Genomic DNA, 12,573 nt, shown 5'->3' on the forward strand with positions numbered 1-12,573 from the left:
CTCCGGCAACACGCCCCGCGGCTGTCAGTTCTTGGGATCTCCGCCTTTTTCCGGGTCGGGCGCGCCATCGGCTTGGTCCGCACCCTCCTGCCGGTGCCGCTCGCGCAGGCAGCGCGCCGCCTTTTGCGCCTGCTTCGCGTCGCTTAGGTAGAGAAAGGGAGGGATGTCGTCGCGGCCGAACTTCTTGTAAATCCGGTACCTGCTGCAAGATTGAAAGTCGCCGTGGCAGAGCCGGTTCTTGATGAACTCGGCCGATTTGGGCAAATCCTTCATGTGATCGTCGAAAAACTGGCAACATTCGAGCAGTTCGCAGTCCATGAGCCCTCCGTGCCTTAGCCGACGATCTCGCGCAGAGTCGCCTGGATCTGGGCCGCGCTGACCGAGGTCCCAAAGCAGCCGGCACCGGCGTAGGGATCGTAGTCGGCGATCTCCGCGATGAGCCGCTCCACCAGGTCGGTTTGCGCGGCATGGCGCTGCGGATCGTCGGCAACGGCGAGGATGTCCGCCAAAAGCCAGGATGGGAATTCACCGGTAAGGCTCTGCTCCAGGGCGGCGTCCCTCAGTCTGCTAAAGACTCCATCGCGCCCCTCTCGTTTTACGTCCGGGCCGAAGAGCCGTTCCCGGATCACGGGGAGGATGTCGTCCGGGGTTGGGAGACGTCGCCTTTCGAGCCGCGAGAAGATCAGCTCGTGGTCGACAAAGACGGCGAATTCCCCGAGCGGGGCCTCCTTGTCGAATTCGACCACCACGTCCCAACCGGTCTGCTGGATCGAGCGGGCCAGACCGGCCGCAATCGACACCATGCTTCAGGTGGGGCAATAGACGATGCGTGCTTTCATGGAATTTCCTTTCTGAGCTTGAAAATGCGCCGGCGGGAACCTCATTAGGCCGCAAGGGCAGGGACCAGCATAACATTCAAAAATATGAATGTCAAAATATAGTAGCCGCGCCGGCGGCCGGGGCGGGGAACCGGCGCCAAATCCGGCCGTATACCTAGACGGGTCACATTATAAAAACCTGATATTTCTATTGTGCTCCCGGTATCGGTTGTGCTAATAGTGCCGGTTACGCCGCACCCAGTTTTCCCCACAAGACGGGCGGCTCAGGACCATTCCCGGCGCACCTGCCCCGGGCATGAAGTCGAAAGCAGTCCCAACCTCCCGGAGCGGCGGTACGAGCTCCGCGGCAGCAAACGCGCTTTCTGGTTTTACGATCGAGACTTCCGGAGGGTGACATGACGGCAACTGTCGCAAACGATTCATCCCTTTCCCTTTTGGTCGTCGAAGACGACGACGGAGAGCGCTCCCTCCTCGCCGACGCGCTCGCCCTCAGATTCCCGGAGCTCACCATTCTCCAGGCCGCCGACGGCAACGCCGGGTGGCAGCTTTGTCGCGAGCATGCCCCGGAGATCGTCCTTGCCGACATCTGCATGCCGGTTCTGGACGGCATCAGCATGTCCCGCCGGATCCTGGCCGAATTCCCCAACACCCATATCGCCATCATCTCCGGTAACAGCGACACCACCCACCTTTTGGAGGCGATCCGGCTGGGTATCCGCCAGTACCTGCTCAAGCCGCTCAACTACGACTCCGTTTTCCAGGGAATCGCGGAATGGCTGGAGCGGCTGCACCTGGAGCGCCAGGTAACCCGGCAAAACGAGCAGATCCGGAAGCTTTGGCGGGGGATCGAGCAGAGCCCCGCGGTCATCCTCACCACCGATGTGGCCGGCAACGTCGAATGCGTCAACCGGCGCTTTGCCGAGCTTACCGGCCGGTCGGAGACGGAGGTCCTGGGGAGGCATCTGGAAGCCCTTTTCGACTCCCTCCCCGAGGGGCTGGCACGGCTGGTGGAAATGACCGGGCCCCGACCGGCGCAACCGGCCGAGCACGCGGTCGCCGCCTTTTACGAGTGCGCGGTGCGCCGCCGGCAGGGGGAGTCGATCCCCTGCCTGGTGAGCGCCGCCCCGGCCTTCGATCCCGACGGCTCCTTCCGGGGGACGAGCGTTGTCTTCACCGACATCAGCAGCCGCAAGAAGCTTTTGGACGAGACGGTCCGGGCCCAGAAGCTCGAGTCGCTGAGCGTCCTGGCCGGCGGAATCGCCCACGATTTCAACAACGTCCTCACCGGCATCCTGGGGAACATATCCTGCGCCCAGGCCCTGGCGCCCCCCCACCATCCGATCCGCAGCCCCCTCTTCGACGCCGAAGAGGCTTCCCAGCGCGCCGCACAGCTGGCCCGCCAGCTGCTCGCCTTCGCCCGAGGCGGCAAACCGGTGAAGAAGCGGGTGCTGCTGCGCAACCTCCTGGAGGAGTCGGTGACTTCCGCCCTGAGCGGCTCGGGAATCGGCGCCGTCGTCAAGGCGGGCGACAACATCGGCCTGGAGGTGGACGACCGGCTGGTGCAGCAGGCCTTTGCCAACATCCTCACCAATGCCGCCCAGGCGATGCCGGCGGGAGGGACCGTCACCGTCGAGGCGACCGGGGTCCACCTCGGTGCGGACAACCTGATCGGAGTCTCCCCCGGCCACTACGTCCGGATCACCTTCAGCGACGCGGGGTGCGGCATCCCGCAGGAGGTGCTGGACAAGATCTTCGACCCGTATTTCAGCACCAAGCCGGGTTGTCCCGGGCTCGGTCTCTCCTCGGCCTACTCCATCGTGGTCAACCATGGCGGGCACATCGGCGCCCGCTCCTGGGTGGGGAAGGGGACCGCCGTCGTCTGCCATCTTCCGGCCGGCGCCTCGGGACCGGTGCCCCAGCCGGCCCCCGCACCCCGCCCGCTTCCCGCCGCGCCGACCGGCGCACCGGTTTTGATCATGGACGACGAGAAGATCGTGCGGAAGGTGGCCGGAAAAATGCTGGAATCGCTGGGGTACCAGGTCACCACCTGTACCTGCGGGGAGCAGGCGGTCGAGCTGTACCGGGAGGCGAAGCTCGCCGGGGCACCGTTTTTGACCGTGCTGATGGATCTCACCATACCGGGTGGCATGGGAGGCAAGGAAGCGGCGCGGGAAATCCTCGCCCTCGATCCGCAGGCGCGCCTGGTGGTTTCCAGTGGTTACTTCGACGACCCGGTGATGTCGGATTTCAAGGAGTACGGCTTTTGGGCGGTGATGCCCAAGCCCTACAAGCTCTCCGACGTCGAGGACCTCATGGAGCGCCTCGCCGAGCCGGACGGGGTCTCGGCCGGCTCGGGGCTGGAGGCGTGTGCATGAGCCCAGGTCCCGGCGCCCCCGCCGTGCCCGCGCCGGAGGAGGATGACCCCCGGTTAGCGGAGGCGTTGCGGGAAAACCAGGCGGCGCTGCAGGGGTTCTTCGACAGCTCGCCTTTCATGATGGGGATCGCCGAACTGGAGGGGGACCGTCCGGTGGTCGTCTCGGCGAACCGGGCGGTTGCCGAATTCATCGCCACCCGCCCCGAGCTTTTGACCGGGCTCACCTGCACCGAGCTGGGCAACCCCGCCGAACTGCAGCGGATCTGGGTGGAGGCCTACCGGCGCTGCCTGCGCGAGGGGGCACCGGTCCACGTCGAATACCAACTCTTGCGCCCCCAGGGTATGGCATGGTTCCGGGGCACCGCCTCCCACATCGGGACCGGCCCCCAGGGGACCCCGCGCTTCAGCTTCTTGATCGAGAACATCACCGAACGCAAACGGGACGAGGAAAAGATCCGGCGCCAGAACAGGGTCCTGGAGGGGTTCGGGCGGATCTTCAGCGCGGCCCTCAGTTGCGATACCGAGGAGGAGCTGGGGCAGGTCTGCCTGACGGTGGCGGAGGAGGTGACCGAAAGCGGGTTCGGGTTCATCGGCGGGCTCGGCCCCGAAGGCATGCTCCACACCATCGGGATCAGCACCCCGGGCTGGGACGCCGCGGCGCACCCCGCAGCGGAAAGCTCGGATCCGGGCGCAGCCGCCGTGCCGGGGCTCTGCGGCAGCGTCCTTCGCGACGGCACCCCCCGCTTCACCAACAGCCGCACCGCCCCGGAAGTCAGCGGGATTCCCCAGGATCACCCGCCGCTCGCCTCCTTTCTCGGGGTTCCCCTGCTCTGCGAAGGAAAGCAGATCGGGATCATCGCGGTCGGCGACCGGGAAGGGGGATACAACGAGGAGGTTGCGGCGTCGCTCACCCAGCTTTCCACCGCCGTGGTCCAGGCCTTCCAGCGCAAGCGGTCCGCCGATGAGCTGCGCCAGACCCGGGACGAGCTGGAGGCGCGGGTGGTGGAGCGGACCGCCGACCTCGCCCTCACCCTGGCCCAGCTGGAGGCGGAATTCACCGAGCGGATGGCGACCCTGGAGGAGCTGCACGAGAAGGACCAGCTGCTCCTGCAGCAGAGCCGGCTGGCGGCCATGGGGGAGATGATCAACAATATCGCCCACCAGTGGCGCCAGCCGCTCAATGCTCTCGGGATGCGGCTGCAGAACCTGCTCCTCTTCTACGACGCGGGGCGCTTCGACCGCGACTTCGTGCAGCGGACCCGCGACGAGGGGATGAAACTCGTGCACCACATGTCGCAAACCATCGAGGATTTCCGCAACTTCTTCCGACCCAACAAGGAGATGTGCCTGTTCCGGGTCCGGGAAGCGCTGGAGAAGACCATATCGCTCACCGGCGACGGATTTTTCAGCAGGAACGTGACGCTACGGTCCTCGATCCGGGGAGAGCCACAGGTGTACGGCTACTTCAACGAGTTCTGCCAGGTGCTCCTCAACATCCTGCAGAATTCCCGCGACGCTTTCCGGGAGCGGGGGATCGAAACCGGAGCGGTCAGCATCGTCGCCGCCGAGCAAAACGGCCGGAGCGTGATCACCATTGCCGACACGGCAGGTGGGATTCCCGAGGAGCACCTGCCCCGGGTCTTCGAACCGTACTTCAGCACCAAGGGGGTGCAGGGGACCGGGGTCGGCCTCTACATGTCGAAGAACATCATCGAGACCAGCATGGGGGGGAGGATCTCCGCGGCGAACACCGCAGACGGGGCGATCTTCACCATCGAGCTGTAGGGCCGGAGGGCAGGGGGGAGCGTTGCGGGGTGGTCCCGATGGGATGCCCGACCATCAGACCTTAAAAAAGGGCCTCACCCGTCGGGATGAGGCCCTTTGCTGTTGGTTCTGCCCCCCAGGGATACGGGGTGGATCTGCGGCGGACCAGGGTTCCTAGATCCGGAACTCGCCGACCAGGCCGTGCAGCTGCTCGGAAAGACGGGAGAGCTGGTCGGCGGCGGCAACGGTCTCCTGGGCGCCGGCTGCGGTCTGCTGCACCACCATGGAGATCTGGTTGATGTTGTTGGTGATTTCGGTGGTGGTCGCGGTCTGCTCCTCCGCGGCGGTGGCGATCTGGCTCACCTGCAGGGCGACGTTGTTGATCTGGCTTAGGATCTGGCGCAGCGCCTCTCCCGATTTTCCCGCCTCGACGGTGCCGTTTTCGACCTCGAGCACCCCTTCCTCCATGGCACGGACCGCGCCCCGGGTGTCGTTCTGGATCGCCTTGATCATCTCTCCTATCTCGCGGGTGGCCCGGGTGGTCCGCTCGGCCAGGGCCCGGACCTCGTCAGCGACGACCGCAAAGCCGCGCCCCTGCTCGCCGGCGCGGGCCGCCTCGATGGCCGCGTTCAAGGCCAGGAGGTTGGTCTGGTCCGCGATGTCTTCGATGGTCCCGATGATCTCGCCAATCTGGTCGGAGCGCGCGCCGAGGGCGCTGATGGTGGTTGCGGTCCCCTGGACCCGCTGGGCGATCCGCTCCATGATGGCGACGGTCTTCTCCACGACGAGCGCCCCTTCGCTGGCGGCGCTGTTGGCGTTGCCGGAGTCGTCGGCGGCGTGGTGGCAGTTGTTGGCGATGTCGCAGGAGGTGGCGGACATCTCCTCGCTGGCGGTGGCGACGGTCCCGGTCTGCGCGGCAACCTCCTCGGCACCGGTCGCGATCTGCGCGGCGGTCGCGTGGAGCTGGGCCGCGGCGGCGGCCACCTGCTCGCTGTTCTGGGTCACCGAGCGCATCGCGGCGCAGAGCCGTTCCGCCATCTGGTTCACCTCGCCGCTCAAGACCCCCAGCTCGTCACGGGAGCGGATGTCGGTCCGCACGGTCAAGTCGCCGGCGGCAACTTTCAGCATGGCATCCATCACCGCCTGGAGCGGGCGGTTGATCGAGCCGGCGATGAAGCCCCCGCCGACGATCGCCCCCAAGGTGACCAGGACCAGCATGACCCCCAGGAGGATCGCGAAGTTGCGCATCTGGCTTGAGTCCGCCGTGAACTGGGTGTCGGCGTCCTTGAGGTTGTACTGGACCAGGTCGTTGATCGCGGCAGCCGGCTTGGCGTACAGCGGCGCCACCTCGGTGACGGCGTACTGGACCACGTCGCTGCGGTCGGTGCGCCCCTGCTCGGCCGCCTGCACCGCCATATCGGAAAGCTTCTGCCCCTTTTCCAGGTAGGCCTGGAAGCCCGAGGCGAAGGAATCGGCCAGCTCCTTCTCCTTGGCGTTGAACTTCAGGGCGCGGTTCTTCTCGATCCCCGCCTGAATCGATTCGGTCTTCTTCTTGTAGTCGGCGATCCGTTCCGCGATCTTGTCCTTGTCGGTCAGCGAAAGGAGATAGACCAGGTCCAGCCGCATGGCAAGAAAGTCGGCCTTCATCTCCTCCAGCATGGATATGTGATGCATGTTTTCCTTCAAGTCGCCCAGCGACTCGTGGGAATGCCGCATGCCGTACAGCCCCATGCCGGCGACTACGGCCATCCCGATGCAGCCGCAAACGATCAGGACCATGATTTTGGAACGCACCTTCAGATCTGCCCACCAACCCATACTTCCTCCCTCGTGAACCGTAACAGCACCTGCCTCTGCCACGTTGCTTTGTGTGCGACCGCCGGGTCCCCACTTGCCGGTCCGAGCCGGCTGCGCCGCCGTTGCCGGCAACTTGCGCACCTGGTCGGGACCGGGCGAAGGGTATACCACCGCCGATCATCCGCAACATATCGGCGCAGCGAAGAAAAAACTTTAGCGTTACGTGGGGAGGAATTAGCAGGCGCCCGGTCCGCGGCACCGGCCATAGAAAAAGGCGGCGCATCGGCACCGCCTTTCTCCATTCACGAGATCCAGCAAATGGCCCGAAATGCCTGCTACCCGGCATCCCTGCCGGTCCGGAAGAAGGAAACCACCTCGCGCAACTCCTCCGCCATCTGTGCCACCTGAGCGGCGGCGCTGGAGGATTCCCTCACGTCACGAACGGTGTGCCCCATGACGTCGGTGATCTGCTGGATGTTGGTGCTGATCTCGCTGGTGGTCGCCGTCTGCTCTTCAGCGGCCACCGAGATCTGGCGGATCTGGCCGGTCACCTGGTCGATCTGGGCCAGGATCTCCTTGAGAGCCGCACCGGATTTCGCCGCCTCGGCAGTCCCCTTCTCCACCTCGGCCACCCCTTGCTTCATCGAGGTCACCGCCCCCCGGGTCTCCTGCTGGATCTTCTTGATCATGGTGCCGATCTGCTTGGTGGCGAGGGTGGTCCGCTCGGCGAGGGCACGCACCTCATCGGCCACGACGGCGAAGCCGCGCCCCTGTTCCCCGGCCCGGGCCGCCTCGATCGCCGCGTTCAGGGCGAGGAGATTGGTCTGGTCCGCGATGTCCTCGATGGTCACGATGATGTCGCCGATCGCGTCCGAGCTTTCCCCGAGGGTCGCCACGGTGGCGGCGGTGGCGTTGACCCGCTGGGCGATCCGGCTCATCTCCTGGACCGTCTCCTCGACCACCGCCACCCCTGAGGCGGCATGGCTGCTGGCAACGCCCGCCGAGTCGACGACGGCGCTGCAGCTTTGGGCGATCTCGGCGGAGGTGGCCGCCATCTCCTCGCTCGCGGTGGCGACCGAATGGGTCTGGCTGGCGACGCTTTCCGTGCCGGTCGCGAGGCTCTTCGAGGTCATGTGGAATTCGTTGGCGGCGGTAGAGAGCTGGTAGGATTCCCGCGCCAGCTTGCCGATGATCTCCTGGAGCCGGTCCACGATGCCGTTGAACGATTCCCCCATGCGGGAAAGCTCGTCACGCCCGCGGACCTCGACCCGCCGGGTCAGGTCTCCCGCCGCCAAGGCCTCGAGCACCGACTGCATGGTCCCGATCGGGCGGGTGAGGCTCGCCGAGAGCAAGGCGCAGGCGAGGCTCGAGAACAGCACCGCGCCGATGGAGAAGAGCACGATCAGGAGCTGGATCCGGTGGGCGATCGCGGCCACGGCGCCCCGCTCCTCCTGCATCGTCTTCTGCCAGCGCGCCACCGCCTCCTCGGTGGTCTTGTTCACCTCGTTCATGGCGTCCCGGGCCTTGCCGAGCGCGGCGTCGGCCTCCGCGGCCCCGGTGAGCTCGCCGCTGCCGATCCGGGCCTGGACCGCCTGGAACCCCGCCACGTACGAGGCGACCCCGGTCCGGATCTGAGCCAGCATCTGGCGGTCCTTTTCCGTGGTCACCGCCTGCTCCAGGGCGGCCAGCCGCTTTTGCAGGCGCTCCACGCAGCGCTGCCAGCGCGGGTAATCCTTCTTGGCCCGCTCGTCGGTGGAGCCGATCCGGATGAAGATGTTCTTCTCGTAGCGGCGCAGGTCGAGGGCGACGGCACGGACGTCGCCCAGATCGTCCGCGATGCGGGCGTCCTGCACCAGGGCCTTTTCGGTCCGGCCGGCCAGGGAGGTGACCCCCTGGAAGCCGACGATCCCCACCAGGGCCATGACCAGGATGATCAGGGCGAATACTGCGGACAGTCGCTTGCCGATTGTCAGGTTCCTTCCGAACATGGCAGTCGCTCCTCGATACTGTATTTGACCCCTTCGACGCTTATGGCATAGAGCATGATGCTTTTCTTACTGGCCCGGCTGGTAACAGTCACCGGTTGTGGCAAACTCTCCTTTACGTCCTCTAACATAGTAAACGGCTCTCCAGGTAATGCAAATGGCAGGCGATTTACCCCTGGAGCCGGTTTTCCCTGTGAGTACCGGACACGTCCCTCTGCCAGTCCTCCGCTTCGTCTATGTGTACCGGCAACTCCGGTTCAGCCTCCCCCCTCTCTCCGGTAGGTTCTTTTTCATGATATTGGGGCGTATGCGCACAATCTTCTCAAGTTAGCCGCAGACCATTCCGAATAGTTGTCACGTAACTGCCGCATATTTCTTACCGGCTGCAGCCTTCCGGTCCCGATCCCGCCCGGGCCCCGGAGGGTCCCGTTAATGGTGCTTCCCGGCCCGCCGTGCCCGAGAAGCTATTCGTCCCAGGTAACCAAGGAGAGGAACATGAACATCGCACGCTTTAGAGATTGGAGCATCGCCTGGAAAGTGATGGCCGTGTCGCTGATCGCCGTAGTCCTGATCACCGTAGTGAACTTCCTCTACCTGCTCCCCAACTTCCAACACAAGGTGTATGCAGAACGCGAAGCGGCCCTGAAGTCGATGGTCGACCTTCCCGTCGCCTTGATTGCCGAATACGAGCAACGGGCCCAGAAGGGTGAATTTTCCGTCCCGGAAGCGCAGAAACGCGCCCAGGCCCGGATCAGAGCGCTGCGCTACGGCGACAAGGGATACTTCTGGATCAACGATCTGAAGGGTAACCTGCTGATGCACCCGACCAACCCGGAGCTGGAGGGGAAGGATCCAGCGGCCATGAAGGACCCGGAAGGCAAGGCGATCTTCGTGGAATTCGGAAACATCGCCAAGACCCGGGGGGAGGGGAGCCTGCGTTATGTATGGCACAAGCCCGGGTCGACGCAGCCGGTCGCGAAGACATCCTACGTGAAGGCGGCTACCTGGGGATGGGTGATCGGTACGGGGATGTACCTGGACGACATGCAGCAGGCCATCAGCGCCCTCCGGCTGACCATGGCACTCGCGACCCTGGTGATCGTAGTCCTGGTCTTGGGCCTGGCCTACCTCATCGCCTCCCGGATCGGCCGCAATATCGGGCATCTGATCGAGGCGGCCGACGAGCTGGCCCAGGGGAGCGTCTCGGTCCAGATCGTCTCCACCAGCCGGGACGAGACCGGCAAGCTCGCCGACTCCTTCCGCGAAATGGTGGCGAACTTCACCCGCATCGCCCAGACCTCGGAGAAGATGGCCGCGGGGGACCTGGACATCGACACCACGCACTGCTCCGACAAGAACGTCCTCTTGAAAAACCTGAACCGCACCGCGGAGGCGGTTAAGGCGGTGATCAACGAGGTGGACCTCCTCACCAAGGCGGGGATCGAAGGGAAGCTCTCCCAGCGCGCCGACGCCTCCCGCCACCAGGGGCAGTTCCGCAGCTCCATCGAGGGGGTGAACCGCCTGATGGATCGGCTGGTCGGGCTGGTGGACAACATGCCGACCCCCGCGATGCTCATCGACCGCGACTTCACCGTCACCTACATGAACGAACTCGGTGCCAAGGTCGGCGGCCGGACCCCGGCCCAGGTAATCGGGATGAAATGCTACGACCACTTCAGGACCAGCGACTGCAAAACGGAAAACTGCGCCTGCGGCCGGGCGATGCAAAGCGGCTTCCCGAGCAACAGCGAGACCGACGCCCATCCCGCCCCGGGGGTCGATCTCGACATCTCCTACGGTGCCATTCCGCTGCGTAACGACGACGGCGTGGTGATCGGCGCCTTCGAGGTGGTCTCGGACCAGACGGCACTGAAACGGGCGGCGCGGGTGGCGCAAAAGGTCGCCGACTACCAGGAGAACGAGACCCGCAAGCTGGTGGACGGGCTGGGCAAGCTGGCCAAGGGGGAGGTCGACTTCTCCATCGCCACCGACCCGGCCGATGCCGACACCCAGGCGACCAGCGATACCTTCGGGTCGATCGCCTCGGCGCTCAACACCTGCATCAAGGTGGTGGGGACGCTCAATGCGGACGCCGCCGCGCTCTCGGTTGCCGCCATGGAAGGGCGGCTCACCGTGCGGGCCGACGCCGAACAGCACCAGGGGGCCTACCGGGAGATCGTGCAGGGGGTCAACAATACCATCGACCGTCTGGTCAGCCTGCTGGACAAGATGCCGAGCCCGGCGATGATCATCGACCGCGACTTCACCGTCACCTACATGAACGACCTCGGGGCCAAGGTGGGGGGCAAGACGCCGGCCCAGGTGGTCGGGAGCAAATGCTACGACCACTTCAAGACCGCCGACTGCAAGACCGATAACTGCGCCTGCTACCGCGCCATGACCACCGCCCAGGAAGCGACCCACGAAACCGATGCCCATCCGCAGGCCGGCCTGGATCTCGACATCGCCTACACCGGCGTACCGATCAAGGACGACAGCGGCAAGGTGCTCGGTGCCTTCGAAGTGGTCACCGACCTCACCGCCATCAAGCAGGCGGCCCGCAAGGCGCAGAAAATCGCCGATTACCAGGATGCCGAAACGAAGAAGCTGGTCGGCGGGCTGGACAAGCTCGCCAAAGGGGAGGTGGACTTCACCTTGGCGACCGCCCCGGGCGATGACGACACCCGGGAGGTGAAGGAGACCTTCGACACCATTGCCGCCGCGGTCAACAGCTCGGTCGACGCGAGCCGCAAGATCGCCCAGGCGGCCCAGCAGGTGGCGCAGGGGGATCTCACCGTCTCCATCAAGGAGCGCTCCGCAGGCGACGAGCTGATGATCGCCCTGCATGCCATGGTGGAGAAACTGCGCGAGGTGGTAGCCGAGGTGAAGACGGCCGCCGACAACGTCGCCGGTGGGAGCCAGGAACTCTCCGCCAGCTCGGAGACCATGTCCCAGGGGGCGAGCGAGCAGGCGGCGGCGGCAGAAGAAGCATCCTCCTCGATGGAAGAGATGTCCTCCAACATCCGGCAAAACGCCGACAACGCCATCGAAACCGAGAAGATCGCCTCCAAGTCGGCGGTCGAAGCGGCCGAGGGGGGCAAAGCGGTCGCCCATACCGTCACCGCGATGAAGGACATCGCCAGCAAGATCTCGATCATCGAGGAGATCTCCCGCCAGACCAACCTGCTCGCGCTGAACGCGGCCATCGAGGCGGCCCGCGCCGGCGAGCACGGCAAGGGGTTCGCGGTGGTGGCAAGCGAAGTGCGCAAGCTCGCCGAGCGGAGCCAGAAGGCGGCCGCGGAAATCTCCAGCCTCTCCTCGACCAGCGTTGAGGTCGCCGAGCAGGCGGGCGAGATGCTGAACAAGCTGGTGCCCAACATCCAGAAGACCGCGGAGCTGGTCCAGGAGATCAGCGCGGCCTGCCGCGAGCAGGACACCGGGGCGGAACAGATCAACAAGGCGATCCAGCAACTGGACACGGTCATCCAGCAAAACGCCTCGGCGGCGGAAGAGATGTCGTCGACCGCGGAAGAGCTCTCCAGCCAGGCGAGCCAGCTGCAGGATACGGTCGGTTTCTTCAACATCGGGGCCAGCTTCGCCCCCCCGAAACGTGTCCCGGCCCAGCCGGCCCCGCGCAAGAAAGCGGCAAAGCAGCCGGCGGCACCGCGCCGGGTGATCGGCCACGACATCGACATGCGGACCGAGGCCTATTCGGTGGAGGACGAGTTCGAGAAGTACTGAGCGCCGAAGTGCAGTTGGCAGTAAGGAAAGGCGGCCGTTTTCGGCCGCCTTTTTTGTGTGGTTTTCCTGGTAG

General features: G+C 65.3%; 7 protein-coding genes. 3 read left to right on the forward strand and 4 right to left on the reverse strand.

Annotated elements, in window-relative coordinates; translation table 11 throughout:
• Window positions 1–24: 24 nt before the first annotated feature.
• On the reverse strand, window positions 25–318 hold the full coding sequence (locus JFN93_RS13845; RefSeq protein ID WP_199384685.1) for a hypothetical protein: 294 nt from the start codon (window positions 316–318) through the stop codon (window positions 25–27).
• A 14-nt stretch (window positions 319–332) separates the two neighbouring features.
• Window positions 333–803, reverse strand: a complete 471-nt coding sequence (locus JFN93_RS25585) for an Rdx family protein (protein ID WP_236021713.1) — start codon at window positions 801–803, stop codon at window positions 333–335.
• Window positions 804–1,234: 431 nt separating this feature from the next.
• On the opposite strand from JFN93_RS25585, the gene JFN93_RS13855 reads away from it, so the two are divergent.
• Window positions 1,235–3,214, forward strand: coding sequence for a response regulator (locus tag JFN93_RS13855; RefSeq protein WP_199384686.1), 1,980 nt, complete (start codon window positions 1,235–1,237; stop codon window positions 3,212–3,214).
• A complete protein-coding gene (locus JFN93_RS13860; RefSeq protein ID WP_199384687.1) occupies window positions 3,211–4,998 on the forward strand; it encodes a GAF domain-containing protein in 1,788 nt (595 codons plus the stop codon). Before JFN93_RS13855 ends, JFN93_RS13860 begins: the two co-directional genes overlap by 4 nt.
• A 153-nt stretch (window positions 4,999–5,151) precedes the next feature.
• Here JFN93_RS13860 and JFN93_RS13865 read toward each other — a convergent pair whose 3' ends face one another.
• Together JFN93_RS13865 and JFN93_RS13870 are read right to left on the reverse strand one after the other, a co-directional pair.
• Entirely contained in the window at window positions 5,152–6,795 is a 1,644-nt protein-coding gene (locus JFN93_RS13865) for a methyl-accepting chemotaxis protein (protein ID WP_199384688.1), read from the reverse strand.
• 314 nt (window positions 6,796–7,109) lie between these two features.
• Window positions 7,110–8,762, reverse strand: a complete 1,653-nt coding sequence (locus JFN93_RS13870; RefSeq protein ID WP_199384689.1) for a methyl-accepting chemotaxis protein — start codon at window positions 8,760–8,762, stop codon at window positions 7,110–7,112.
• Window positions 8,763–9,254: 492 nt separating this feature from the next.
• On the opposite strand from JFN93_RS13870, the gene JFN93_RS13875 reads away from it, so the two are divergent.
• Entirely contained in the window at window positions 9,255–12,500 is a 3,246-nt protein-coding gene (locus JFN93_RS13875) for a cache domain-containing protein (RefSeq protein WP_199384690.1), read from the forward strand.
• Window positions 12,501–12,573: the final 73 nt, after the last annotated feature.

Source organism: Geomesophilobacter sediminis (genome assembly GCF_016458275.1).
Lineage (GTDB): Bacteria > Desulfobacterota > Desulfuromonadia > Geobacterales > Geobacteraceae > Geomesophilobacter > Geomesophilobacter sediminis.